The organism is Anabaena sp. UHCC 0187 (assembly GCF_009712035.1).
Lineage (GTDB): Bacteria > Cyanobacteriota > Cyanobacteriia > Cyanobacteriales > Nostocaceae > Dolichospermum.
Genome location: NZ_VILB01000001.1, coordinates 85,278 through 111,139, shown reverse-complemented (window position 1 = coordinate 111,139; position 25,862 = coordinate 85,278). Strand labels below are relative to the sequence as shown.

General features: G+C 37.4%; 30 protein-coding genes and 2 pseudogenes. 16 read left to right on the top strand and 16 right to left on the bottom strand.

Annotated features, from left to right (window positions below; all coding sequences use genetic code 11):
* Positions 1 to 104: 104 nt before the first annotated feature.
* Together queA and FJR11_RS00590 are read left to right on the top strand one after the other, a co-directional pair.
* Entirely contained in the window at positions 105 to 1,235 is a 1,131-nt protein-coding gene (gene queA, locus FJR11_RS00595; RefSeq protein ID WP_168501791.1) for a tRNA preQ1(34) S-adenosylmethionine ribosyltransferase-isomerase QueA, read from the top strand.
* Positions 1,236 to 1,321: 86 nt separating this feature from the next.
* A complete protein-coding gene (locus FJR11_RS00590; RefSeq protein ID WP_168501790.1) occupies positions 1,322 to 2,434 on the top strand; it encodes a tetratricopeptide repeat protein in 1,113 nt (370 codons plus the stop codon).
* A 58-nt stretch (positions 2,435 to 2,492) separates the two neighbouring features.
* On the opposite strand, the gene FJR11_RS00585 is transcribed toward FJR11_RS00590, so the two are convergent.
* A complete protein-coding gene (locus FJR11_RS00585) occupies positions 2,493 to 3,188 on the bottom strand; it encodes a TrkA family potassium uptake protein (RefSeq protein WP_168501789.1) in 696 nt (231 codons plus the stop codon).
* A gap of 79 nt (positions 3,189 to 3,267) precedes the next feature.
* Complete coding sequence (locus FJR11_RS00580) at positions 3,268 to 4,623, bottom strand: TrkH family potassium uptake protein (RefSeq protein ID WP_168501788.1); 1,356 nt, start codon at positions 4,621 to 4,623, stop codon at positions 3,268 to 3,270.
* A gap of 181 nt (positions 4,624 to 4,804) precedes the next feature.
* On the opposite strand from FJR11_RS00580, the gene FJR11_RS00575 reads away from it, so the two are divergent.
* From FJR11_RS00575 to FJR11_RS00565, 3 genes are all read left to right on the top strand, one after another.
* Positions 4,805 to 5,647 (top strand): methyltransferase domain-containing protein, encoded by an 843-nt coding sequence (locus FJR11_RS00575; protein ID WP_168501787.1) that lies wholly within the window; start codon positions 4,805 to 4,807, stop codon positions 5,645 to 5,647.
* A gap of 145 nt (positions 5,648 to 5,792) precedes the next feature.
* Positions 5,793 to 6,734, top strand: coding sequence for a homogentisate phytyltransferase (locus tag FJR11_RS00570; RefSeq protein WP_168501786.1), 942 nt, complete (start codon positions 5,793 to 5,795; stop codon positions 6,732 to 6,734).
* A 4-nt stretch (positions 6,735 to 6,738) separates the two neighbouring features.
* Entirely contained in the window at positions 6,739 to 7,200 is a 462-nt protein-coding gene (locus tag FJR11_RS00565; RefSeq protein ID WP_168501785.1) for a M48 family metallopeptidase, read from the top strand.
* Positions 7,201 to 7,236: 36 nt separating this feature from the next.
* Here the strand turns inward: FJR11_RS00565 and tumE are convergent, their stop codons facing one another.
* The 6 genes from tumE to FJR11_RS00540 all read right to left on the bottom strand — a co-directional run bounded on the left by tumE (position 7,237) and on the right by FJR11_RS00540 (position 10,481).
* Positions 7,237 to 7,491, bottom strand: coding sequence for a toxin TumE (gene tumE, locus FJR11_RS00560; RefSeq protein WP_254444640.1), 255 nt, complete (start codon positions 7,489 to 7,491; stop codon positions 7,237 to 7,239).
* On the bottom strand, positions 7,492 to 7,620 hold the full coding sequence (locus FJR11_RS23720) for a hypothetical protein (RefSeq protein WP_256366763.1): 129 nt from the start codon (positions 7,618 to 7,620) through the stop codon (positions 7,492 to 7,494).
* Complete coding sequence (gene tumA / locus FJR11_RS00555; protein ID WP_168501784.1) at positions 7,610 to 7,840, bottom strand: antitoxin TumA; 231 nt, start codon at positions 7,838 to 7,840, stop codon at positions 7,610 to 7,612. Before tumA ends, FJR11_RS23720 begins: the two co-directional genes overlap by 11 nt.
* Positions 7,841 to 8,292: 452 nt before the next feature.
* Entirely contained in the window at positions 8,293 to 9,999 is a 1,707-nt protein-coding gene (locus FJR11_RS00550; protein WP_168501783.1) for a bifunctional serine/threonine-protein kinase/formylglycine-generating enzyme family protein, read from the bottom strand.
* A gap of 58 nt (positions 10,000 to 10,057) precedes the next feature.
* Positions 10,058 to 10,270 carry a type II toxin-antitoxin system HicA family toxin gene (locus FJR11_RS00545; RefSeq protein WP_168501782.1) on the bottom strand — a complete coding sequence of 71 codons (213 nt, stop codon included), beginning with the start codon at positions 10,268 to 10,270 and terminating at the stop codon, positions 10,058 to 10,060.
* Positions 10,260 to 10,481, bottom strand: coding sequence for a type II toxin-antitoxin system HicB family antitoxin (locus tag FJR11_RS00540; RefSeq protein ID WP_168501781.1), 222 nt, complete (start codon positions 10,479 to 10,481; stop codon positions 10,260 to 10,262). The genes FJR11_RS00545 and FJR11_RS00540 overlap by 11 nt, the downstream gene beginning before the upstream one ends.
* 69 nt (positions 10,482 to 10,550) lie before the next feature.
* On the opposite strand from FJR11_RS00540, the pseudogene cobA reads away from it, so the two are divergent.
* Positions 10,551 to 12,144 (top strand): annotated as a pseudogene (gene cobA, locus FJR11_RS23830) (uroporphyrinogen-III C-methyltransferase).
* Between the two features lie 81 nt (positions 12,145 to 12,225).
* Positions 12,226 to 12,816: a dephospho-CoA kinase gene (gene coaE, locus FJR11_RS00525; RefSeq protein WP_168501778.1), complete on the top strand. Its 591-nt coding sequence runs from the start codon at positions 12,226 to 12,228 to the stop codon at positions 12,814 to 12,816.
* Positions 12,817 to 12,866: 50 nt separating this feature from the next.
* Here the strand turns inward: coaE and FJR11_RS00520 are convergent, their stop codons facing one another.
* Together FJR11_RS00520 and FJR11_RS00515 are read right to left on the bottom strand one after the other, a co-directional pair.
* Positions 12,867 to 14,261, bottom strand: coding sequence for a TldD/PmbA family protein (locus tag FJR11_RS00520; RefSeq protein ID WP_168501777.1), 1,395 nt, complete (start codon positions 14,259 to 14,261; stop codon positions 12,867 to 12,869).
* 192 nt (positions 14,262 to 14,453) lie between these two features.
* Complete coding sequence (locus tag FJR11_RS00515) at positions 14,454 to 14,870, bottom strand: deoxyribodipyrimidine photo-lyase (RefSeq protein WP_168501776.1); 417 nt, start codon at positions 14,868 to 14,870, stop codon at positions 14,454 to 14,456.
* A gap of 542 nt (positions 14,871 to 15,412) precedes the next feature.
* On the opposite strand from FJR11_RS00515, the gene FJR11_RS00510 reads away from it, so the two are divergent.
* The 4 genes from FJR11_RS00510 to FJR11_RS00495 all read left to right on the top strand — a co-directional run bounded on the left by FJR11_RS00510 (position 15,413) and on the right by FJR11_RS00495 (position 16,967).
* The gene (locus tag FJR11_RS00510) at positions 15,413 to 15,676 is read left to right on the top strand and encodes a hypothetical protein (protein ID WP_168501775.1); all 264 of its coding nucleotides are present in this window, start codon (positions 15,413 to 15,415) and stop codon (positions 15,674 to 15,676) included.
* A 256-nt stretch (positions 15,677 to 15,932) separates the two neighbouring features.
* On the top strand, positions 15,933 to 16,190 hold the full coding sequence (locus tag FJR11_RS00505) for a hypothetical protein (protein WP_168501774.1): 258 nt from the start codon (positions 15,933 to 15,935) through the stop codon (positions 16,188 to 16,190).
* 118 nt (positions 16,191 to 16,308) lie between these two features.
* Positions 16,309 to 16,617, top strand: coding sequence for a DUF3181 family protein (locus tag FJR11_RS00500; RefSeq protein WP_168501773.1), 309 nt, complete (start codon positions 16,309 to 16,311; stop codon positions 16,615 to 16,617).
* Positions 16,618 to 16,742: 125 nt separating this feature from the next.
* Positions 16,743 to 16,967 carry an acetyltransferase gene (locus FJR11_RS00495; protein ID WP_168501772.1) on the top strand — a complete coding sequence of 75 codons (225 nt, stop codon included), beginning with the start codon at positions 16,743 to 16,745 and terminating at the stop codon, positions 16,965 to 16,967.
* A 53-nt stretch (positions 16,968 to 17,020) separates the two neighbouring features.
* On the opposite strand, the gene FJR11_RS00490 is transcribed toward FJR11_RS00495, so the two are convergent.
* From FJR11_RS00490 to FJR11_RS00470, 5 genes are all read right to left on the bottom strand, one after another.
* Positions 17,021 to 17,479 (bottom strand): ABA4-like family protein, encoded by a 459-nt coding sequence (locus FJR11_RS00490; RefSeq protein WP_168501771.1) that lies wholly within the window; start codon positions 17,477 to 17,479, stop codon positions 17,021 to 17,023.
* 1 nt (position 17,480) lies between these two features.
* On the bottom strand, positions 17,481 to 18,530 hold the full coding sequence (cobW, locus tag FJR11_RS00485; RefSeq protein WP_168501770.1) for a cobalamin biosynthesis protein CobW: 1,050 nt from the start codon (positions 18,528 to 18,530) through the stop codon (positions 17,481 to 17,483).
* 155 nt (positions 18,531 to 18,685) lie between these two features.
* Complete coding sequence (locus FJR11_RS00480) at positions 18,686 to 19,831, bottom strand: pentapeptide repeat-containing protein (RefSeq protein WP_168501769.1); 1,146 nt, start codon at positions 19,829 to 19,831, stop codon at positions 18,686 to 18,688.
* Positions 19,832 to 19,940: 109 nt separating this feature from the next.
* Positions 19,941 to 20,426 (bottom strand): DUF3368 domain-containing protein, encoded by a 486-nt coding sequence (locus FJR11_RS00475; protein WP_168501768.1) that lies wholly within the window; start codon positions 20,424 to 20,426, stop codon positions 19,941 to 19,943.
* Entirely contained in the window at positions 20,423 to 20,701 is a 279-nt protein-coding gene (locus tag FJR11_RS00470) for a UPF0175 family protein (RefSeq protein ID WP_168501767.1), read from the bottom strand. The genes FJR11_RS00475 and FJR11_RS00470 overlap by 4 nt, the downstream gene beginning before the upstream one ends.
* Before the next feature lie 80 nt (positions 20,702 to 20,781).
* On the opposite strand from FJR11_RS00470, the pseudogene FJR11_RS23715 reads away from it, so the two are divergent.
* The 3 genes and pseudogenes from FJR11_RS23715 to FJR11_RS00455 form a co-directional block, all read left to right on the top strand.
* Positions 20,782 to 20,901: pseudogene (locus FJR11_RS23715) on the top strand (hypothetical protein); the annotation flags it as partial.
* 32 nt (positions 20,902 to 20,933) lie between these two features.
* A complete protein-coding gene (locus tag FJR11_RS00460) occupies positions 20,934 to 21,254 on the top strand; it encodes a hypothetical protein (RefSeq protein ID WP_168501766.1) in 321 nt (106 codons plus the stop codon).
* Complete coding sequence (locus tag FJR11_RS00455) at positions 21,254 to 21,712, top strand: type II toxin-antitoxin system YhaV family toxin (RefSeq protein ID WP_168501765.1); 459 nt, start codon at positions 21,254 to 21,256, stop codon at positions 21,710 to 21,712. The genes FJR11_RS00460 and FJR11_RS00455 overlap by 1 nt, the downstream gene beginning before the upstream one ends.
* A gap of 92 nt (positions 21,713 to 21,804) precedes the next feature.
* Here the strand turns inward: FJR11_RS00455 and FJR11_RS00450 are convergent, their stop codons facing one another.
* Positions 21,805 to 22,521 (bottom strand): heme oxygenase (biliverdin-producing), encoded by a 717-nt coding sequence (locus FJR11_RS00450; protein WP_168501764.1) that lies wholly within the window; start codon positions 22,519 to 22,521, stop codon positions 21,805 to 21,807.
* A 209-nt stretch (positions 22,522 to 22,730) separates the two neighbouring features.
* Between FJR11_RS00450 and glmM the strand changes: the two genes are divergently transcribed.
* Both glmM and hpsL read left to right on the top strand, forming a co-directional pair.
* Positions 22,731 to 24,179 carry a phosphoglucosamine mutase gene (gene glmM, locus FJR11_RS00445; protein WP_168501763.1) on the top strand — a complete coding sequence of 483 codons (1,449 nt, stop codon included), beginning with the start codon at positions 22,731 to 22,733 and terminating at the stop codon, positions 24,177 to 24,179.
* 34 nt (positions 24,180 to 24,213) lie between these two features.
* Positions 24,214 to 25,839: a hormogonium polysaccharide biosynthesis protein HpsL gene (gene hpsL, locus FJR11_RS00440; protein ID WP_168501762.1), complete on the top strand. Its 1,626-nt coding sequence runs from the start codon at positions 24,214 to 24,216 to the stop codon at positions 25,837 to 25,839.
* Positions 25,840 to 25,862: the final 23 nt, after the last annotated feature.

Here is a 25,862-nt window from a genome sequence, read left to right as displayed (position 1 = left end):
AATGGAGTGGCGTTCCCGGTAGGGTAAAAGCACCCGTCTTTCTATGGGGAGATTTACCCATAAATTCAAAATTCAAGCAAACTCTTACCAATTACCCAATGAATATGGAGCAACAAATACTACAACCTAACGCGCAAGATGTGAATTTAGATTGTTCTTTGTCTGGTTATAATTACGAACTTCCACCAGGACGAATTGCCCAAAACCCTGCTGTTCCTAGAGATAGTTCTAAGTTATTGGTGGTAAATTCTCCCGAAACCGCTAAAACGATACCACCTCTAAATCACATTTTCCGTGATTTACCGGAACTGCTAAAACCGGGGGATTTGCTAGTCATGAATAATACCAAAGTTATTCCCGCTCGCTTGTATGGCTATAAGTCTACCGGTGGGAGCGTGGAGGTGTTGCTGTTAGAAGAACGGCGACATAATTGCTGGTTGGCTTTGGTGAAGCCAGGAAAGCGGTTTAAGGTGGGCAATGAGATTATTTTTACAGATGGGGAAGACGGGAAAAAACAGGAATTGAGGGCGGTAGTTGTAGAATCAGATCCGGAAACTGGAGGACGATTATTGCAGTTTGATTTGCCCGCAGAAGTTCCTTTAGTGCAGGTGTTAGGAAAATTTGGACAGATTCCCCTACCTCCTTATATCACGGCTTCTACGGCTGCTGATGAACAGTATCAGACGGTGTATGCTCAAGAAGAAGGTGCGATCGCTGCACCAACAGCAGGGTTACATTTCACACCAGAATTATTGGAAAAATTGCGTAACTGTGGCATTAACCAAGCCTTCATTACCCTTCATGTCGGTGTTGGTACTTTCCGCCCAGTGGAGGTAGAAGATGTCACTACTCACGCCATGCACGAAGAATGGATAGAAGTTCCCGCTGATACCGTTAAGCAAATTCGGGCTACTCAGGCTGCTGGTGGGCGAATTATTGCGGTGGGAACAACAGCGGTAAGAGCTTTGGAAGGTGCGGCGCAATTTGGCGATTTACAGCCATTTGTGGGTAAAACTAACTTGTTTATTTATCCTGGGTATGAATGGCGAGTTGTAGAGGGTTTAATCACCAATTTTCATTTACCCCGTTCTAGTTTATTGATGCTGGTTAGTGCTTTGATTGGTAGACAAAGATTATTGGATCTTTATCAAGAAGCAATTGCTTCTGAATATCGCTTTTATTCTTTCGGTGATGCCATGGTGATTCTACCAGAAGGCAAAAGCATTAAATTATGAATTTTCAATTGGCAATTGTGAATTTTTGATGTAGTGATAGATAATCTAATTTGGATTAGATCAATATAACTAAAGGGTTGCAAGTTATGTATCAAAAATATCACAGACATGAGTGGATAACCGTAACCAAGGCCGCACATAAACAGGTATTAAGGGGAATTATCTCTGCTTCTTCAGCATTTTTAATTTTGACTTTACCTGCAATTATTAATTCTCCAAGTAGCAAGCTGTTAGCAGCAGAAGTTGTTTCTCAAGATTTAGATGCAGCTATGTCTTTTCAACAGGGAGTAACATTTTATAATCGTCAAGATTTACAGGGTTCGGAAATGGCTTTTCGGAAAGCCTTACAGCGAGATCCTAATATTGGTACAGCCCGAAATTATTTAGGTAATATTCTTTTACAGCAAAATCGTCTAGATTTAGCTATTCAAGAATATGGAGAAGCAATTAGATTAAATCCCAATTTGGGAGAAGCTTATTATAATTTGGGGGTGGCTTTACAAAAACAAGGACAAAAAGAAGCCGCTATTACTGCTTACCGTCAAGCCTTGGTAGTCACTCCCACATTGGCTAATGCCCATTATAATTTGGGAGTTTTGTTTTATGAACAAGAACAGCGTCAAGATGCAATTGCTGCTTATGAACAAGCAATTAATCTAGATAGAAATCATGAAAATGCTTACTTTAATTTAGCCATTGTTCAACAACAAGAAGGGCAAATAGAACCAGCAATTTCTGCCTATCGGGAAGTCTTAAAAATAGATCCTGAAAATGCTGTAGCTTACAATAATTTAGGGAGTCTTTTAGTAATTCAAGGCAAAATTTCCGAAGCAATTAGTATTTATCAACAAGCAGTTCGTCAAAATCCTAAAAATGCCTTAGCTTACTATAACCTAGGAGTAACTTTATATAATCAGGGGGCTTTAAAGGAATCTGCTCAAGCATTTAGACGCGCTCGTCAACAGTATGGAACTGAGGGAAATACTGAGCAAATTGCTAAAACTGAACAAATAATGCAACAAATTGCCCAGTCTTTAGCACCCAAGAAATCTCCAGTAAATCCACCAGGTAGTGAAACAGCTATTACTACTCCACCAGTGGAACAAGCACCCGCAAATCTTCCCCCTGTAGAACAAGCACCTGCGACTACTTCGACATTTGGAGAAACCACTTTACCTGATTTAACACCAAAAAAATAGATGACAAATCTCTAAAAATTGGTGATTGAGAAATTCTTATTCCCTGTTCTCTATTCCCTCAAATTGGTAAACGATTTATATCTTTATTGCAACCAATTACTACCATTGCAGAACCTTTTTCTAACCGTTTACTTGGTTCGGGATTAATGATAAATTTACTATCATGACTCACGGCCAACATATTTAAACCATAGCGGTTACGAAGTTGAAGTTCAGCAATGGTTTTTCCATTAAATTCATCAGGGACAATCAACTCTACAATGCTATTATCTGGGTCAAGATCAAATCTTTCTAAAATTCCCGGTTTAGTAAGTGTTCGTGCTAAAGCACAACCAGCTTCATATTCAGGAAAAACTACATGATCTGCTCCTACTCGGTTTAATAGTTTACGGTGAACTTCACTAGAGGCTTTTGCAACTACGTGAGGTACACCACCTTCTTTGACATTTAAGGTAGTAATAATACTTTCCTGAACGTAGTTACCAATGGCTATAATTACGGTATCAAATTCAAAAATTCCGGCTTCTTTAAGGGCTGCTGGTTCGGTTGAATCGAGTTGTAAAGCATGACCAACTATTTCTTCATTTAAGGCTTCGGAAACCCGTTTTTCGTCAATATCTGTAGCTAACACTTGATAACCTAAATTATGCAATGTTGAACAAACAGAACGACCAAAACGACCTAGCCCAATTACAGCAAATTGCTGGTTATCTTTACGTAAACTGCGAAGAAATTTTAAGGATGAAAGATTCATAATTTGTCAGTTGTCAGTTGTTAGTTGTCAGTTGTTAGTTGTTCGTTGTCAGTTGTCAGTTGTTAATGACTAAATCCTTTTATCCAACAAGGAGATTTTCTTCGGGGTAGTGAATTCTGGTAGGACGAGGATCACCTAATATAGATGACATTAATAATAAAACACCAACTCGACCAATATACATCATGAGAATTAAAATTAATTTTGCTGCGGTAGAAACAGTAGCTGTAATCCCTGTGGAAAGTCCGACTGTACCAAAAGCTGATACTACTTCAAAAAGGATTTGAATAAAAGCCAATTTGGGGTCAGTAATACTAATTATAACCGTAGCAATAATTACTGTTGCCAGTGAGCCAAAGACCACACCAACGGCTTTTAAAATTAAGGAAATGGCAATTTTGCGTTCATACAATAATACCTCTTCTTTGCCTTGGAGAATTGCATTTGTACAACTGGTAATAACTCGTAAAGTAGTGGTTTTTATTCCTCCTCCTGTACCTCCAGGACTTGCACCAATGAACATGAGCGCAATCATAATGAATAATCCGGCATTAGTCATTTTGCCAATGTCAATACTATTAAAACCAGCGGTTCTGGTACTGACTGACTGAAACCAAGCGGCTAATATTTTGTCAGATAAACTTAATTGCCTAAAGGTGCTACCATTCCTAACTTCTATACAGAAAAGTGCAATTGTGCCAACTACTAATAATATTAAAGTTGTGCTAGTTGCAACTTTAAAATCTAGAGAAAATATTAAACAACTTGTTTTTCTGATGATGCGATTACCTTGATAAGTAAAGCTATCGCGTAACCACAAATACATATCTAAAATTACTTGATAACCAATACCTCCAAAGATAATTAAACAGCCAATTGTGACAATAACTAAAGGAGAAGATTGATAACTCATTAAATTGTCTTTGAATAGACTAAAACCAGCATTATTCCAAGCACTTACACTATGAAAAATAGCCAACCAAGTTCCTTCTTGCCAACCTTTTTCGGGAACAAAGGCTATCATTAATAAAAACACTCCCGTGAGTTCAAATAATAAGGTAGTCGCAATAATAGAGCGGATAATTTGCGTGCTACCACTCATCCCCGGACGATCTAAAGCCTGTTGAATTGCTACTTTTTGTCGCAGGTCAAATTTTCTGCCAATTAACAATATTAAAAATGTGGTAGTTGTCATATAACCTAAACCCCCAATTTGCGCTAATAGGGCAATAAACAACTGACCTAAAAAGGAGAAATCAGTACCAGTATCCACCACTGCTAAACCTGTGACGCAAACCGCGGAAGTTGAAGTAAATAATGCAACAATGGGGTCATTCCAATTACCACTACCAGTAGAAAAAGGCATTGTCAAGAGAATTGCCCCCAAGAGAATGACAGCGATAAATCCCAAACAAATTGTCCGAGCAACAGTCATAAGTAATTAAAAATGAACAATGAATAAACTTTGTGCAATTAGGCTATTTTGACATCTTACCAAGGTAGAATTAATGAGTTATTCCCAGGCAGAAAAATATCCCTATCTAATTAGAAACATAGATGGTAGCCTAAGAATAAGTTTTTTTTCAATTTCTTGTCATCTTTTTATTATTAAATCAATGAGTCAAATACTTTACAAGCAAATTCAGGAATTTTACGATGCTTCTTCCAGTTTGTGGGAACAGATTTGGGGGGAACATATGCACCACGGTTATTATGGTGTAGATGGAAAACAGATAAAAGAACGCCGTCAGGCACAAATTGATTTAATTGAAGAGTTGCTAAAATGGGCAGATGTGAAAAATGCGGAAAATATTCTTGATGTCGGTTGTGGCATCGGTGGTAGTTCTTTATACTTAGCTGAGAAGTTTGGGGCAAATGCCACGGGAATTACATTGAGTCCTGTACAAGCGGCTAGAGCCACTGAAAGGTCTTTGGCAATGAATTTGAGTCAGAAGACTAGATTCATGGTTGCCAATGCCCAGGAAATGCCTTTTGAAGATAATTCTTTTGATTTGGTATGGTCACTGGAAAGTGGTGAGCATATGCCAGATAAAACTAAGTTTTTACAAGAGTGCTATCGCGTGTTAAAGCCGGGTGGGACTTTGATTATGGTGACATGGTGTCATCGGAATACGGATAAGTCACCACTCACAACGGATGAGCAAAAGCACTTAGAAGATATTTATCGAGTCTATTGTTTACCCTATGTTATCTCTTTAGCGGAGTATGAAGCGATCACTTGGCAATTACCATTAAATAATATTCGCACGGCTGATTGGTCAACCGCTGTTGCACCTTTTTGGAATGTGGTCATTGATTCGGCTTTTACACCCCAAGCATTTATCGGTTTATTAATGGCTGGTTGGACTACAATTCAGGGGGCATTATCTTTAGGTTTAATGCGTCGAGGTTATGAAACTGGACTAGTTAGATTTGGATTATTACGCGGGACAAAGTAAGTCTAATTATGTAAGATGAACGAACCGCAGAGACGCAGAGGACACAGAGAAGAAAAAGACAAGGTTAGGAAATTTGGTGCAGTTTCTTAAGGAAATGGTATCAGTTCTATTCCTTTAGGTGCTTAAGAATAAAAAAGAGCAAAAGATGAATCAATTTTATAAACAAAGTTCTGCTATTTTTCCAGGAAGTTGGTTTTCTGCTTTTTGGAAGTTTTCCCGTCCCCATACAATTATGGGAACAACTTTGAGTGTTTTGGGTTTATATTTAATTACCCTGGGTGTCACTTCGACAAAGTTTTCTGGTTTGCATATTAGTCAAATTTTAGCAACATGGATTGCTTGTATCTGTGGCAATATTTATATTGTTGGTTTGAATCAATTGGAAGATATTGATATTGATAAAATCAATAAACCTGATTTACCTTTAGCTTCGGGAGAATTTACCAGAGGACAAGGACAATTAATTGTTATTATTACTGGTATTATCGCTTTAGCTTTAGCATGGCTAACGGGACCATTTTTATTGGGAATGGTAGGGATAAGTTTAGCAATTGGTACGGCTTATTCTTTACCACCAATTCGGTTAAAACAGTTTCCTTTTTGGGCTGCTTTATGTATTTTTTCGGTACGGGGAACAATTGTTAATTTAGGTTTGTTTTTGCATTTTAGCTGGGTATTGCAAAGAAGCCAAGGTATTCCGGGTGCAGTTTGGGCTTTAACTGTGTTTATCTTGATATTTACATTTGCGATCGCTATTTTCAAAGATATTCCTGATATGGAAGGAGATAGAGTTTATAATATCACAACTTTCACTCTCCAACTCGGACAACAAAAAGTATTTAGTCTCGCACTTTGGGTATTAACAATCTGTTATGTAGGCATGATTTTAGTAGCGTTATTCCATCTTGCGGAAGTTAACACTATCTTCATCTTAATTACCCATACAGTAGCTTTAATTGTGATGTGGTGGCAAGGTAATGGGGTTGATTTACAAGACAAACAAGCCATTACTAATTTCTATCAATTTATCTGGAAATTGTTTTTCATTGAATATCTCATTTTTCCCGTCTCCTGTTTATTAGCTTAAATTCATGTTAGAAACATTTCCCACTTCCAATATTATCGCTATTTCTGTAGTCATTTTTGGTCTTGCTATTCTTGGTTATTTGAGTATCAAAACATTGATTACCTCGAATTTATTTCAGAAAGGCATCAACTTTTATCAAGCCAAAGATTTTGAAAATGCCGAAATAGCTTTAAGAAAAGTTATTGCTATCAACTCTACCAATGATATGGTACGTTTGCTGTTAGGAGATATTTTAAATCAGAAGGGACAAATTGCCGAAGCAAAAGCGTTATTTTGTGAAGTAATTGATAGCAGTCCTAAAAATCCTGATGCTTATTTACGTTTAGCAAATATTCTCATGCAGGAACAACAGGAAGTAGAAGCGAAAAGTAATTTAGTTCAAGCAAAGGAGTTATTGCAAAAACAGCGTCAACCAGAAAGGGCTAAAAAGGTTAGTGCTTTGTTGGATAAAATGTCTAAACTGTGATTTTTGGGATTTTGATGATTTTTGGGATTATTGATGTTAAATTAATAGTCCATTTGCTTCTTTTAGAACTTGAGAGATTTCAGGTTTATCAGAAGCAATTACATCATCTGGTAAGTGTTTATGATAGGGAAAGTTCGGCAGATTAGGAAAGTGAGGGGTGCTATCATAACGAAAAATCAGGTGATTATGTTCGTTTTTAAAATGGTAACGGTAATCGAGAAATTGTAATTGATTGTCTGCGACTACGATAGCTTCATTTATTTCCAGTAAATGTGTCTGATTGAAACGCAATCAAATTCTGATATTAGCTCGGTTGGGAGTCAAAATTTCCTCTTCGTAACGTTCGACATAAACATTACTGTACATAAGAACTGCCTGCTCAACTTGATTGAGGTAATCAGATAGAATATTAGGCAGCATAGTTAAATCTTTGCTCTATTTCCTGACGTAAAGCAAGGTAGTGACGGTAATCATTTGCCCATTCTATAAATAGGGCATCATCTGATAATATACCTTGATTATATTGGTAAAAAAATTCTTCAGAATCCATTTTTTGTTGGTTTTCATAGATACTTAACCGTTTTGTAACCGCAACTAAAGCATCTAATGGTGATGTATATTGAATGGTTTGTTTACGCATTTGTTTTTCCAATTATGGGTACAAATTTAAAATAACATAACCTCAAAATATAATAAATACATTCTTGAAGTCTATAACTTTTAATTGTCAGAATCAGGATACTCAGGATTTGAGGATTTACAGGATTTTTATTTGATGAACTATCATATCTTTCCTACATCATAATTCAGGTAACATCCAAAAATTCTCACATCCCCAAAAATCAAACTTCACACAAAATCCTGCTAATCCTTTAATCGGTGGATATCCTGATATGGCTACGCCACGCTTCGCTATCAGACAATTATTTCGCGCAAAGTCGCAAAGAAGAAAAGACGCAAAGAAGAAAAGGAAGAGATTTTCTTTTTAAACCAGTGTAGGGATTTAGCTGAAAATCAAATCCTGTAAATCCTAAAATCCTGGATATCCTGATTCTGACATTTTCGATTAAAAGTATTTGAAAGGGTAAAGAATTAAAGAGTCCCTCCACCCGAAACTACCAACCGAAAACCGTAGTCATAACACCTGTCGTATGGGTTGCTGTAGTGACGATATGCGGAACGGCAAGTCTCAGCATCACTACCCCATGAACCACCGCGCATTACATGGACATCATTGCTACTAATCCAAGGAATACTGTTATTAGGCCAAATAGGCGCATTTATATAATTTTCATGCCAGCCATCTTCACACCACTCCCATACATTACCGTGCATATCATACAAGCCAAAATTATTGGGAGGAAACTTTCCTAAATCTGTGGTTTTTCCGAATATAAATTTACTATAATTTGCTAAATCTAAGGTAATACTGTCACCAAAATAGTAAGGAGTTGTGGTTTCAGCACGACAAGCATACTCCCATTCTGCTTCACTAGGTAAGCGATATATTTTACCTGTATGTTTACTTATTCTGGCGCAAAATTCCTGCGCGTCATGCCATGATACTCTTTCAACTGGAAGATTTACACCTTTAGCTTTGAAGTGGGAGGGTTGAGGGTGTAAATCAATCTTCACTTTCGGTAAAGCTGCTATTCTTTCCCATTGTGCTTGAGTAACAGGATATTTCCCCATAAAAAAAGGTGGAACTATAACTTGATGTTGAGGTTTTTCAGAATCATCTCCTTCCCCATGTGGTGAACCCATAATAAATTTTCCCCCTGGTATTTTTACCATTTCTAAAAATACATAATTACCTAAATTTTCTATAAAGGATGAGGGTATTTTTGGGGAATTAATTTTTGGTAAAACTGTTTGTACAGGTTTAGAAGAAACTGATAATTTTGATAGTGTTGGAAATTTCTGAGTTTGTAATTCTGCTAAAGCCTCATTTGCTGACTGAAACCTATTAATCGGTAAATCTTGCAACATCTTATCTAAAACTATTTCTAACTCCTGACTCACAGAAACATATTGTTTCCATATCCACTGCATTCTCATAGAATCAAAAAGTGCATCAGAATCATCAGCTTTTTGGAAACATCCCGTTAATAAACGAATACAAGTAACAGCTAAACTATAAAGATCACTATTAGGAAAAACCATCCCGCGAAATTGTTCTGGTGGTGCATATCCCGGCGTTCCCGTAATCGTCCCCACTCTAGTCAGAACACTGCCACCAACTTCCTTAGAAACTCCAAAATCAATTAGGAATAAAGCACCAGTTTGAGAACTTCTAATAATATTTTCTGGTTTAATATCTCTGTGAATGACTTTGTTATCATGGACAAATTGTAAAATAGGTAATAATTCAATTAATATCTGTTTAACTTCCGACTCGCTGAATTTTCCTTTTTGTTGTAATTCATCTAACAGATTTTTACCTTCGATAAATTCCTGAATTAAATATAATCTTCCTTCTTGAGGAAAGAATGCTAGTAAATCAGGAATATGTGAATGTTTCCCTAAATCTCGCAGTCGAAAAGCTTCTTGTTTAAATAACTCCGTCGCTTTTTCTAAAGCCGCACTTCCCGACTGTTGGGGTAAAAATTGCTTAATCACACAGGGAGTATCTAATCTTTGTTCGTCTACTGCTAAAAACGTTCTCCCAAATCCACCTTCTCCAATAACCCGCACACCACGATACCGTTCTTGTAATACTAGTTTACTCCCACAACGTTGACAAAATATCGTCGCTGGTGGATTTTGCTGTAAACAGTCGGGGTTAAGACACTGACTCATAGATACTCGTTGGGGCTAATCATTTCAGTATAATTATACGGTAAGGTGTAGGTGAAAATTATCTGAGTTGATTAAATTCTTCCTCTGTAATATTCAACTGGTTGAGAATTTCATGAAATAACCAACCACCAATTTCTGAATTTCGATGAATAGGAATAGTGGTTGCACGTCCGTCTAAATGTTGCCAACGTGCATGACTACCCTTTTGACGGACTTTTTTAAAACCGAGTTTTCTGGCAACTCTTTCTAATTCACTTGCTTTAGCTGGCATTTGCTATTACTAATTCAATATCATCTGGCATAACTAAACCTTTTTCTGTGTATTCTTCTTGAATCATTTCAAATACATAATTCAGTTCAAGACGTGCTTCATCTGGTGTTTTTCCCCAAGCGTGACAACCAGAAATTGCTGGGATATAAGCAACATAAGTACCATTGTCATCAGGACGAATAACTGTGGTGTAGTCTTGTAAAGACTTCATAAGGATTATATCATGTTTGAGTAACTTTATTATAATATAACAACCTTTATTTAGGAGTAACTACTAAACATGATTACAGAAATGGGTAAAGTTTATCTTGTTGGTGCTGGCCCTGGAGATGTGGAATATTTAACAGTTAAAGCCTATCGGCTTTTGGGAACTGCTCAAGTATTAGTTTATGATGCTTTAGTTGATAGTCAATTATTAGATTGTGTCCCCGCTGATTGTCTAAAAATAGATGTTGGTAAACGGGGTGGTAAACCCAGCACTTCCCAAACTGAAATTAATCATTTACTGGTAAAATATTGCTTAGAAGGACAACAAGTTATTAGACTAAAATCAGGAGATCCTTTTATATTTGGTCGCTGTCTTTTAGAAATTGAAGCATTAAAAAAAGCAGGTTGTGAATTTGAAATAATTCCCGGAATTTCTTCTGCATTAGCCGCACCGCTATTAGCCGGAATTCCCCTCACAGATAACGTTCTTAGTCGTTGTTTTGCCGTCTGTACAGCCCATGAACCAGAAACCTTAAACTGGGAAGCATTAGCAAGCCTAGAAACCTTAGTAATTTTGATGGGAGGAAAAAATTTATCAGAAATAATCCATCAACTGATAAAATATAGAAAATCCTATTCTACACCCATTGCTATAATCCGTTGGGCTGGAACACCAAACCAACAAATCTGGACAGGAGAACTGGGAAATATCCTCCAACAAACTGCTGGTTTATCTCTCTCTCCCGCAGTTATAGTCATTGGTGAAGTTGTCCGATTACGTGACTACCTGTAATATAAAAAAATCTCTTCTTAGCGTCTTTGCCCCTTTGCGTCTTTGCGCGAAATCAAAAATTATTAATGCAACAACCGTGAATCAAAATCTTTTCCCCCTCGCTGGTAGAACCATCTTAGTTACCCGTTCCGTGGGACAATCAAATCAATTTAGCGATCGCTTAACCTCCGCAGGTGCTAAAGTCATAGAAATGCCAACTTTGGAAATTGGCCCCCCTAGCAGTTGGGAAGCTTTAGATCAGGCAATTTTAAATTTATCAACGTTCAATTGGCTAATTCTCACTTCTAGTAATGGTGTAGAATACTTTTTTAGTAGATTAGAAACATCTGGTCAAGATAAAACTGCTTTAGCTGGGGTAAAAATTGCCGTTGTCGGTGAAAAAACCGCCCAAAGTTTGCAAAAGCAAAATATTCAAGCTGATTTTATTCCTCCTAACTTTGTTGCTGATTCCTTAGTGGAAAACTTTCCCGAATCACTAACAGATAAAAAGATATTATTTCCCAGGGTTGAAAGTGGTGGAAGGGAAGTATTAGTTAAAGAATTAACCGCGAAAGGTGCAGAAGTAATTGAAGTTCCTGCTTATGAATCTTGCTGTCCTCAAGGTATCCCGGCTGCGGCTGAATATGCCTTGGTTAATAATACCATAGATGTCATTACTTTTGCTAGTTCTAAAACTGTCTTATTTTTCTCTCAATTAACAGCACATATTTTTACCTACAACCCGGAAAATTTAGCCAGAGTTTGTATAGCTTCCATTGGTCCTCAAACTTCAAAAACTTGTCATTCTGTCTTTGGAAGGGTAGATATTGAAGCGGAAGAATATACTTTAGAAGGGTTAACTAATGCTATAATTAAATATGTAATAAAAGAGTAACGAACCGCAGAGACGCAGAGGTCGCAGAGACGGAAAAGGAAGAGGTTTAAATATCTTTATTTAACAACTGATAACTGACTAATGAGTAGAAATTTAATTGGTTTAACTGGTGGTATTGCGACGGGTAAAAGTACGGTTGCTAATTATTTAGCTACGGCTTACAATGTACCGATTTTAGATGCAGATATTTATGCGAGAGATGCTGTATCTGTAGGTTCTCCTATTTTGTCACAAATTGCTGAAAAATATGGTAAGGATATTATATTAAATGATGGTAATTTAAATAGAGCAAAATTAGGAGAAATTATCTTTAATCATCCAGAAGAACGTCATTGGGTAGAAGGTATAATTCATCCTTATGTAAGAAATTGTTTTGATAAAGCTATTAACGAATCCTCTGCAAATACTTTAATTTTGGTCATTCCCCTATTATTTGAAGCCAAGTTAGAAAATCTAGTTAATGAAATTTGGGTTGTATCTTGTTCAGCACAACAGCAACAACAGCGATTAATAGAACGAAATAATTTAACCCCAGCACAAGCAACAGCGAGAATTAACAGTCAATTACCCATTGCTGAAAAAATCGCTCGTGCTAACATAAATCTAGATAATTCCTCAACCCTAGAATCACTATTAAAACAAATAGATGTAGTCATAAAAAAGGGTATTTAAATACCCTCTTTCTTCCTTTGCGCCTTTGCGCCTTTGCGTGAGACTAAAATTTAACTTTCCCCCCCCACCACAACATCCCGAATTCGCAAACTGGGACCACCGCAACCAACAGGTAAACCATTTTGTCCACCTTTACCACAACCCCCCGATTCATCCCAGTAAAAATCATCACCAATGGCTTCTATATCTGCGAGGGTTTGGAATACGTTACCGGAAAGGGTGACATCTTTCACAGGTTCAGCAATTTTGCCATTTCTAATCATCCAAGCTTCCCCAGCACTGAAAGTGAACATTTCCCCGTTCGTCATTCCCCCTAACCAATTTTGGGCAAAAACACCTTCTTTAATCCCCGTAAATAAATCCGCGACGGGAGTTTTACCCCGTTCAATCCAGGTATTTGTCATTCTCACAATGGGGGAATAGTGATAATTGAGACAACGGGCATTTCCTGTGGGTTTTTCTGCTAATTTACCAGCAGTTTCACGGGAATGGAGTCTACCAACTAATACACCATCTTCAATTAATTGGGTAGTCGTCGCCGGTGTACCTTCATCATCGTAAAAATAACTGCCGCGATGTCCTTGGGGTGCAGCACCATCAAATATTTGCAGTTCTTGGGGTCCAAAACGTCTTCCTAAAGTCATAACTTCGAGAATATCGGGGTTTTCATAGGCCATATCTGCTTCCGAAAGATGTCCGAAAGCTTCATGAACAAATAAACCGCTGAGAATGGGATCAATAACTACGGTGTAAGTATTACCTTTGACAGGCGGTAAAGATAAAGACGTAACTGCTCTTTCTGCTGCACCTTTAACTTGCTTGTCTAAATTAGTTAAGTCTTCGTAGGCTTTGCGAGAACCTGTGGTTTCTCTGCCAGTTTGAACAGTGTCTCCATTCCTGGCTGTAGCAGCAAAGCGCATTTCCATATCTACCCAAGATTGGTCAATGAAAGTTCCTTCAGAAGTGACAATAATTACTCTTTGGGTACTGTCACTATAATGAACGGAGGTAGTAGTAATGCGGTGATCAACTGTTTTCAAAAGGTCAGTATAGCGATCGCATAATTGCTTTTTCTGCTTTAGCGAAACCTGACGGGGATCAGTACCCAATAGAGGTAATTTACATACGGCTTGCACGGGATCAATCGCTGCAAGTATAGTCTCTTCATCACCCACTATCCGGGCTGCGGCAATGGCTTCTTCTATACGTTCTTCAATGGTTGCTAATTTATTAAAACTACTTAAACCCCAGCCACCTTTATAACAAGTGCGAACATGGCCACCAATGGAAATCCCTTCGCTGAGAGTTTCCACTTTATCACCACGCAAAACAATATCTGTTCCCTCGGCTTCTTCCAAACGAATCATCAAATAATCCACACGAGAAGAGTAACGGGAAATTAAATCTGAGAGGAGATTTTGAACGTCAGTAAGTTTAGTTGTCATTTTATAAATCGCTATAATATAGCAGGAGTCAGGAGTCAGGAGTCAGGAGAAAAGAAGAAGAAAGAAACAGTAAAGGTGCTACATGATTTTTGTGATAAATTTTGTATGTCATTCAACTGATACAACTATAAACAATTTAAAATTCTAAACAGATTGAGAAACTTGAATTGACGATAAACTAGATTTATTTTCTTATTGAAAAACATATTTTTGGGCTACTTTCCAATACCGGGAAAACCGCTTTAAATCAATATATTCATCATATTCAAAAAACGGTTCTCTAGCCAAAACTTCTAATTTTACAGACTTTTCTATTTGATGACAAATATCATCAAATCTGGGACTGGGGCTATCTGTAGTTACAACTAGATTAGTATTATGTTCTTTTGCAAAAGCTAAAACTTCTGCTGCCACATTTCCCCGGCGAATTTCTACAGGTAATTCTAGCAAACATTCATAAATGAAAGTCAGGCGTTTTAGCCCAATTTGCCATTCTCCTATTAAAGCATCATCCCAAACCCAAAGGGCTGGGGCTTGGGGATATGCTTGGAGTGCAGGGTTTTGGGGACTCAGACAGTCTCCATTGATCCAAATAACTGGTTTATTCATTATCTGCGCTTATCTATATCAATAGAAAAACAAATATATAGCTATCTTAAATCATAACGGCGATGGTTGATATTCAAAAAAGCTCAAATCTTTTAAATCCTGATTTGACAAGCATTCTGACTCTTAACTCCTAACTGATAAATTCCCTTGCCCATAAATTTTTAATAATTTTTGTAAAATCGTAACTATGGATACATCCAATTCTGGCAACCGTGGATAACATGATAAAAATATTCACATAGTAAAAAACACCAAGAACCCAAAAAACCATTGTTCTTGTTCATCTTTCCATCTTCATAAACAGCAACCTACAGGAGTTTGCCTTCCTAAATAATTCACCCGACAAAAATAATCTTTACTGCCTTAAATATAAGGACAAAACAACTTTATCACAATCCAGTATGACATCACAAAAACCTGTCATACCCATTCGGGATTTTAGATTGGGAATGAAAAACATTTTTACAGCAACTTCCCACACCACTAAATATCCGCAGTTAGCGTCCTTGTGATATTTCAGCTAAACAATCAAGGAGTTTATTATGCTTCGACAAATGTGCTGGTTATCTAAGTCTAGCGGCGATGATGAAAAGATTTTGTACTTGCAAACTGCACCTGGACAACCTTGGCGGCCTTACACAGCTTTTCCGCAATTTTCAGTTCCAGATTATCGCGTTCCTCGTGGTTCTAAGGGTTGGGCAACCTATCAAAAACTCTTTAAAGCAGGTTGGACTTTAGTACCTAGCGCCAGAGGTAGCGAATTTGGTGATAGTTGCTATGCAGAGTCAACTGTGCAGAGTTCATAGCCTATATTACCATCTGGGGAACACCATCAACATCCTTTACAGCAATTTTCAAATAGACCAAACTCTTAATTCCTCTCTGAGTCTCTGCGCCTCTGCGTGAGCCAAAAAATGGATTTATTTATCCGAAAATTGCTGTAATCCCCAGATTAGTGATAAGAGTCATCAGTTAACAATTATTTGCGTACCTGAGCAAGTCAACCCCAAACACCTTACAATGAATAAGGTGCGTTAACTGCTGTTACAAACATTTATATTTATGCCTCCTCGTTGGCCTCGCAAACCAGATCGCAAAGATCCAGATTTCCGTAAACTAGATGATCGCATGAATTTCGCTGTTCATGTCGGTATTTGTGCAACTGTCAATTCTGGGTTGTGGTTTTTCCACATTTTGAAAACTACTTCCTGGGAATGGCTACCTGGGTTAACAATTGGTTGGGTAGGAGTATTGCTGCTGCATCTAATTTACATTGGTGCGATCGCTAATTACGACCCGACACCACCGAAATCTACCTAAAGAAAGAAAAACAAGCTAGGGAATTCTCACCTGTGGTAGTAGATCAAGTCTAGCTAATTGAGTAATAATATGAAATAAGCTAAGATATCCCGATGTTACTAACAATGAGGTTATATTTATGGCTAAAACTAATACCACAGAATTACTAGAAACCCTAGCCGCAGAAATTGGTGAAAGTGTTTATATAGATATTGCCAAATGGCATCTTTATCTATCAGATGCCAAATTGCATAATGTTGTGGCTGAAAAATTGTATCCTTTAATTACTTCTAAAAGCGTTAATGAAGATAAGGTAATTGCCGCTTTAGAATCTATCACTGTCAAAGTTGGTGGTGGCAGAAATGAACTATCTTTAATTAATTTATTGCCTTTGCAATGTCAAGTTACCTTAGTAGATATTGTCGAAAAATATCAACGGGAAATCTAATTTAAGATCCCCGACTTCTTTTTCGATAATGTCAATAAATTATGAACCAATATTCAGAAGTCGGGGATCTGGTTTCTATTCCCATTGTGCAAATTTACATATTTCAATAATGGAGGTTGATCAAGATGTTTTTACAAATCAAAGATAGCCGTGATTTGGTGAAAATAGTTGATGTTCAAGAACTATTAGACCCCACCAGTGAAACTGTCCACGCCCAAGACCAAGAAGGACAAGAAGAACAGGAAACAGACATTTATAAAAAGGAAGAACTAGTATTTCCTTCTGGGGAAAAACTACCGCGCTGTTGGTTAGATGCCAAATTTAGAGAAAGAGAAGCTGTAGCAGCTTAATTTTAATTACAGTATTTCGTAGGGGTTTAGCATTGCTAAACCCCTACATTAATTTAATTAACAGCAGCTTTTTCTGTCACCCCTTCAGAACCTTTAGAAAAAGCTTTAGAAATCCAATAGGTAAAAATATGAGAAAGCACACCTAAAGGACCTGCAAACAAACACAAAGCTATCGAGTGAATTGTCCAAATTCCGGTTTTTTGTCCTTCCCAATAAATCCATCTACCGACAAATAAATCCATTACCAGAAAATGAATCCAACCTGTAGCAGCAGCCGTTTCACTACTAAAAAACTTGGCTATATCTGCTAATTGAGGATTTGATAAAGCAGCGGCGTTTTCTGGAGTAATGCTGGTGACGAATAAATACAAGTAAGCAGCAGCTAAAACCACAAAAGGCAGATAAGATTCCATTACCTTGCGAGTTACTTTCCAGTTAGGTAAAAGAATCATCAAAGCCCAAAAAGGCAAAACAAAAACATTGGCAACGTTAAATAAATCTGTGATATTCATATTACAAAGCTACTAATTGAGATTCTATTTCTGAAGATTGTAAATTACGACCGATAAAAACTAAACTGGTTTGTTTTGCTTCTTCTAGTTTCCAAGGACGATCATAAAATTTATCAAATCTATTTCCTACACCTTGCATAACTAACCGCATGAGTTTATTCTCAACAGCCACAAATCCTTTAATGCGGTAAATTTCTTGTTCTTGTGCCAGTTTTTCTAAGGTTGCTTGTAGCTTTTCTGGGTCAAATGTCCGGTCTAAAATGACGTGAGTTGAGTTAATTTCATCATCATGATCATGGTCTTCTTCTGTGTCGTGGTGACTAGGACGAGAATCTAAATTATCTTCAACTGCGGCTGCAAATCCTAATAAGATAGATGGGTCTAATTTACCATAATCACTAGAGACAATTTTCACTTCTCTAGGTAATTCTTTTTTAACTAATTCTAAAACTTGTGCTTGGGTTTCTGCGTCAACTAAATCAGTTTTATTCAAAATTACTAAATCAGCGCAAGCAAGTTGATCTTCAAACAATTCTTGTAATGGTGTTTCATGTTCTAGACTATCATCTTCTTGGCGTTGGGCAGCGATCGCATCTAAATCACTAGCAAATGTTCCCGCAGCAACAGCAGCACAATCTACTACTGTAATTACTGCATCTACTGTAGCAGCATTGCGAATTTCTTGCCAACGAAAGGCTTTAATTAAGGGTTTTGGTAAAGCTAAACCAGAGGTTTCAATGATAATATAATCTATACTATCGCGGCGTTTAATTAATTCCCGCATTGTCGGGTAAAATTCTTCTTGAACGGTGCAGCATAAACAGCCGTTTGTCAGTTCAAATATATTAGTTTCTTGATTTTCTGCTGTTTCATCTTCGGGGCAAATTTGACAAGATTTCAATAATTCACCATCTATCCCCAGTTCGCCAAATTCGTTGACTAATACTGCTATGCGTCGTCCTTGGTTGTTTTGGAGGAGATGACGGATAATGCTGGTTTTACCGCTTCCTAAGAAGCCTGTGATGACGGTAACGGGGATTTTTGTAGCCATGTTTTGTGTATGGTTTTGAATTCAATTTTACACTATTTCCGTTGTGATGGAAGAATATGGAGTAAATGAACCACGAAGGGACGAAGTACACGAAGGAAGAAAGGAAGAAGGAAGAAGGAAGAAGGAAGAAGGAAGAAGGAAGAAGGAAGGAAGTTTTAAGAATATCCAATTTCTATCATTTTGAAAAATTCCTGCACTACTTCATCAGGATTGTTATAACATCTTTCAAAATCAAATCTTTCTACAACTTTGATACCGTTTTTTTTAAAAATGCGTTCTCTTTCTTGTTCTTCAACTCTGCGTTCTGGGGTGTGAAATGGTCCATCAACTTCTAAAACTCCCCATTTACCGTTATAACAAATGAGAAAATCAGCTTCTTTATTTTCTCTACCTTTAGCCGTGGTAAGTCGTGCTAATGAGTTGGGTAAAAATAAAACTCCAGTTCTGTCTAATGCTTCAGCAATTTTGATTTCGTGTTTTGATCTAAATCTTAGCCTTTTCCAAGTTTGAAGTTTTTGCGTTGAAAAAAATTGAACTCCTTGGTTATTAAAAGTATTATCTACATCAATATTTTTTTCTAGCTTATTAAAAGTATTATCATTTTCAAGAGTTTTGCGTAAAATTAAATCTGTATTTTCTATGATTTTTTTATATAAACTGGCAAATTCTCCAGGTGCAAAGTTACCATTTATGGGTCGTCTTTCTGTCTTTACTGACAGATACTCATAATTATAATAAACATATTCACAAATTACTCCATCCAGGTTGGTTTCACTGTCAATTTGCCAATGTTTTATAGAAGTACCTGTCAAATTTGCATTGTGAAAGTTTGTACCAATTACTTGGGACATGGCTAAATTAGCCCCACTCAGGTCAACTTTACTCAGGTTAGCCTCTCTCAGGTTAGCACCATACAGGTTAGCATCACGCAAGTTAGCCTCAGTCAGGTTAGCCTTACTCAGGTTAGCATCACTCAGATCAGCTATATACAGGTTAGCCCCACTCAAGTTAGCCCTACACAAGTTAGCCCCACACAGGAGAGTATCACTCAGGTCAGCCCCACTCAGGTTAGCATAACTCAGGTTAGTCCCACACAGGTTAGCCCCACACAGGTCAGCATCACATAGGTTAGCATCTATCAGGTTAGTCTCACTCAGTCTAAGACCACTCAGGTCAGCCCCTTTCAGGTCAGCAGAACTAAGATCAGGTCTTATATCTGGATTTTGCTCATTTTCATATCTCCACTCGTCCCAAAACTCTTTCCCTTGATTCAATATTGCTAAATGCTCTGGATTTGCCATAATCTAGTTTTTATACCTAAAATAGCTAATATTCGGATTTTAACCTAATTTCATTAAGATAAAACTAAGCTCGTTAAAACTTACCCCAAAAAAATCAATTTAGTGTATTTTAAATTTCTCTCGCTGTAATTAGAGCATAATTATAAATTTTGGGGCTGATTCTTGTTCCTTTACTGATTAAATCATCTAAAATATCTTTGACATTATCAATCAATCCTTGGTCTTTTGCTAAAATAATTACTCCAACTAAACCAATAATTGGCAAACCTCTACTAATAGCAACTTTTCTACCAGCTTTTTCATCAATTAAAAGTTGACCTGCTTTTAATTCTTCTGCCAAAATAATTGCAGAACATTCTCCTAAATCTAAATCTGTTTCTAATTGCAATTGTTCAATCAGTTGGATATTACTTATAAAACGAACTTCTAGCCATGAAGTTGATTTTACAGCTAAAACGGCGGGATGATTACCTGTAGTCAATTCTTCATATACTTGTTGAGGAATTATTACTTTTCCAAATACAGCATGAAGTAAATCTAATTTACCAACTTTAGAAAGTTCACTTAATGGGGTTGTATCGGAAACAATAATCATAAATTATTGGCTTGTAACTTCATTTTTGCCTGATTTACTTCTGCTTGAAATTCCTCTAAACTCATACTATCATCAAACAGAGATATTTCATATTTAGACATTAAATCTATAACATCTAATCGAGATATTCCTAATAATTGACTAGCTTTACCACTGCTAATTTCTCCATATTGAAGAAGTGTCATAATATAAGCTTGTTTGGCTTTATTTTCTGCTTCTTGTCTGATAGTATCTGTGATGCTATCAATGGGAAGAGTAAATTCTACTTTAGTCATAAGATCACAATTTTCCATTTGTAAGTAGTTCTCATTCTCAAAAAACTTGATACTATATATAATATCATTTTTCAAAAGCCGCACAAATAGCCATCTTAAACCGCCGTGATTTTATTTTAGCCCTTTCCCGTCAAGAAATAGATGTGTTTTTTGTAGATTTTGATGATTTACAACAAGAGTTCATCAAATATATGTTATAACATAAATTATAACTTAGCTCAAGAATTATCTTATGGCTGATAAAATTTATGCCATCAACCCTGCGAAAATCGGTAATCAAGATGGTTTTCGTCTCCCTCGTTCTTTTTTTAAAGACTATCCCCATTTAGCTAATACTTCAGGCTATATAGAAGTGTTATCGGATAACACATTTTTAGTGAGATTAGACACGAAAGATGTTGCAGAAAATAACGAGGATGAAAGCGTAATGTTAAGCCTCTTTTTAGATTTTCTCATGAAGGATGCTATCCAAAATCCTTCCCAATTAGTTGCATACACTCAAGAAATGAGTGCAGAAATAGATGATTTATTAGCTGATGTAGTTTTAGATTAATGGCTGTATTTACTTGTAATGATTGGCAAATATTTTTCTACCCGTTGTTTAACACTCAATGGGTAGACTTGCGCGAAAAGATCAAGAAATTAAAAGATGAATTACCCAAAGAAGAATTTATCCAACATCAAGATGCAAAATTATTAAAAGCGTTGAATATAGGTATTAAAGAAAAAATTACCCAAGATCCTTTTGCATCTCACTTTATTTTACAGAAACCTTTACAAAAATATGGTCGTCTCAAGAAAATGGGACTTCCAGAAAGATATAGATTGTTTTTTAGAGCATTTAAAGAACAAAAAATAATTATTATTCTCTGGTTAGGTTTTCCCCGCAAGGAAGGTGATAAAAAAGATTGTTATCAAGTATTTACGAAAAAAGTTGAAAATGGTGATTTTCCTGAAAGTATTGAGCAATTTATGGCTGAATGTGATTTAGATGATTCTAAATTGGGGTGACATCCCTCCGGTTGCTTTCACTCATAGAAAACAATCACAAGGCTGTTACCCCATATATTTTAAATTGAGAAAAATTAATATTTCTCAACTCATTACTCAGCAGTTACCAATTCAGTGCTACCCTTTGTCCGCTTCCGTGTCATGGCGTTATAAACCATAATCCCGATAGCTTTAATCAAATTACCTTCCAACTCTTGGAACATCTTCATGTTCACACCAAAAGCGGCATTTGCTTCTTCTGTAATGCGATCGCCTGTAGAATCATCAATAGGCATAGCATCTAAATTGGCTCGATACTTAGCCTTAAACGCCTTTTCATCGGTAATATCTGCAAACTCATAGAAAGCAGTTCCTTCACCTTCACCCAGTTTCATCGCGGTTTGGGCAATGTTTTTGAGGATTTGCCCCCCCGATAAATCACCTAGATAACGGGTATAAGAATGAGCAATTAATAATTCTGGTTCAGTAGCGGAAATTTCCCGAATCCGGTTTACATAAGCCGCACCCGCAGGAGATAATTTAACTTGCTCTCGCCAATTATAACCATAGTAGTAATGAAGGTCTTGCTCTAAGGTATGCTTGCGGTTAAGTTCAGGAAAATAAATTTTACTCAGAATTGGGTGATGCTTGTGTTTTTCCATTTCCTCTTCCATAGCCGAGTAAATGAAGTAAAAGTTAGCAACCAACTTGCGGTAGGAGTTTTTTTCCACAACTCCTTTTAAAAAACACTTGACAAAACCCACGTTTTCTGCCATAGTGTGTGCTTTCTTAGTTCCCACACGTAATTTGCTTGCTAAATTGCTGCTCATAATAAATTTCTCAACTGTAAAAAAATTAACTGTTGGAGTTTTCTGTACACAATGATTAAAAAACCCCATTAAAACGTTACATTAAAACTATTTGATGAGAATTTATATTAAAAATCATTAAGCAATAAGTTGCGCTGGCGTTTCACCAACGTCGAGAATGATAGAAGAAAGTGCTATTCTCCTGTGTGATTGTGTGGAGTATTAAATTTATGGTTTCATCAATGGCTCGGACTCAAGGCTGTATTTCAGAATTGGTGACAAATGTGGAAAATAGTTGGATGTTAAATTCCATACCGCTACCAACCAACGCTTTATTCGGTACAGATGGAATTCGGGGGAAAGTGGGAGACTTGCTAAATGCCCCTTTAGCCTTACAAGTGGGTTTTTGGGCAGGGATTGTCCTTCGTAGTCATGCAACCCATTCGGGTCCGATTATCCTCGGACAAGATTCCCGAAACTCCAGTGATATGTTAGCCATGGCCTTGAGTGCTGGGTTAACCGCTGCCGGTTTAGAAGTGTGGTATTTGGGATTATGTCCCACACCTTGCGTAGCCTATCTGGCCAGCATTACTAATGCCATTGGGGGAATCATGATTTCCGCCAGCCACAATCCCCCAGAAGACAACGGAATTAAAATCTTTGATGCAGATGGTGGTAAGCTATCCAAAGCCCTGCAAGGCGAAATTGAAGCGGGATTACGAGGTAAATTATCCCCAAGTTTTAGTATAAATAATTGCGGTAGACATTATTCCCGCCCAGAGTTAATTAAAACATATAGCCAAGCCATCCAAACACCTTTAGAATCTGGACTCACTCTCCAGGGGATGAAGATTGTTTTAGATTTAGCTTGGGGTGCAGCGGTAGGTTTAGCACCAGCGGTATTTACAGAAATGGGTGCGGAAGTTATTTGCTTACATAATGAGGCAGATGGCGATCGCATTAACGTTAATTGCGGTTCTACACATTTAGATATTCTCCAAGCCGCTGTTAAAGCCCATCACGCCGACATGGGTTTTGCCTTTGATGGTGATGCAGATCGAGTTTTAGCTGTGGATAATACGGGCAGATCAGTTAATGGTGATTACATTCTTTACCTGTGGGGTCGCCATTTACAACAAAAGCAACAACTCCCAGATAACCTGATAGTTTCCACCGTCATGGCTAACCTAGGATTTGAACGGGCTTGGCAACAAATAGGTGGTAAATTAATTCGTACCGCTGTCGGTGATCAATATGTCCATGCCGAAATGCGGAAAACTGGGGGAATGTTGGGGGGAGAACAATCAGGACATATCCTTTGCAGTCATTATGCCATGACTGGGGATGGGTTATTAACAGCTTTGCATATTGCTGCCGTCGTCAAAGAGGCTAATCTTTCCCTGGGAGAAATGGTAGATCAAAGTTTCCAAACCTACCCCCAAATATTACGGAATGTGCGAGTATTAGATCGTGAGCGACGACTAGGATGGGAAAGTTGTCAACCCGTGCAACAAGCGATCGCTAAAGCCGAAGTAGCAATGGGTGATCATGGCAGAATCCTTGTCCGTGCCTCTGGGACAGAACCTGTGATTAGAGTCATGGTAGAAGCTGCAAATGCCGAACTTGTCAACCATTGGACAAATGAATTAGTCTCACAAGTTCAGGAACACCTAGCTTAAAAACCCAGGAGGTAGGAGTCAGGAGACTGTAAATATGGCAAAAGTTAAAAAATCCCCTAAATCAAAAAAACAGTCCAAAGTAGAGGCTCCTACCCTTAGTCTCAAAGAACAATTAGCCCAAAAACGCCAAGCTACCAAAGCCCGCAAAGAATTCACCAGCATCGTCAGTAGTACCACAGGATGTGCTTTATTCTTAGGAATGATGATTTTTTTCACAGCGGGAGTTAAATTAGCCATTCCTGCCGCTTTAGGCATCATTATCATCACCCTCTCCTACAAATACCCTCGTCCTGCTCTATATGCCTTCATTATTTACGTACCCTTTGGTGGCACAATAATCTACGCCTTGGGCAATAGTCCCATCATGCAATTGGCTAAAGATGCTTTTTACGTTCCCGCTCTAATTTCTATCTGGCAAACTTATAAAAAACAGAATCAACCCTTTGTAATTCCTAAAGCCATTAAAACCCCCCTACTAATTCTCTGGATTTGTTGTTTATTGACACTAGTATTTATTAATGGTGGCCAGCAATTAGCAAAACACCCACCAGGGGAAGTACCTATAGGAGTGGGAATTCTAGGGTTAAAAGTATTTATGGGTTACATACCCCTAATTACTTGTGCTTATCATCTTATTCGCAATAAACGGGATTTTCTATTATTAACTCGGCTGCAAGTAGTTCTGATTCTCGTTTGTTGTGTGCTGGGATTTATTCAATACACATTATTAATAACTGGCGTATGTAAAGGCACAACTGATTTGGAGGGAGCAGCCTTATTTAAAGCTACCCTAGATGCCCGGTGTTATTTTGGCGGTGCGCTTGTCTATAGTCCCCAACAAGGGGTAATTCGCCTTCCAGGTACTTTTGTCGCCCCTTGGCAGTGGGCATGGTTTTTAATTTCTAGCACTTTTTTCACCTTTGCCACCGGTTTTAGTGATCCTTCCATTCTCTGGAGACTGATTAGTTTAGGTTCTTTAGCATTAGTTTTTGTCAATGCCGTTATTTCGGGACAGAGAATTGCTTTAGCTTTAGTACCAGTTTGCTTCATACTACTACTATTGTTAACTGGTCAAATTGGCAATCTCAAGCGGTTTATTCCCCTAGGTGGTGGACTGGCATTGATTTTAGGAATAGCAATAGCCACTAACCCCGTTGTTGTCCAAGAAAGGTTAGATAGTTTTACCACGCGCTGGGAAGCCTCACCACCTCAAGCATTTATTGTTGATCAATTTCATGAGAATTGGAAAAATGTCGATACCCTTATCGGTTCTGGTTTAGGAAGAGCTACTAATTCCGCTCGTGTCTTAGGTGATACTAAACTTGTAGAAACTTATTACCCCAAAGTCTTGTATGAAGTAGGCATTGTTGGTGTACTCGTATTTCTAGGTTTAGTTACTACTTTAACAGTCAGTGCCTTTAAGACATATAGAGGGCTTAAAAACCGTGTATTCCGCATTTATGGGGCTTCTATGGCAACTTTTATTCTATTTATCAGTTATAATACTTACTATTATCCTCTAGATGTCGATCCCGTCGCTGTTTATTATTGGTTTTTTGCCGGAGTTCTCTTTAAATTACCATTACTTGATCGACAGGAAACAGAAGATATTATTTCTGAAGCACCTGTTGAGAAAAAGCGCCTAAAAATAAAAAAGTAGTTGAGTTTTACTGAAATAAAAAA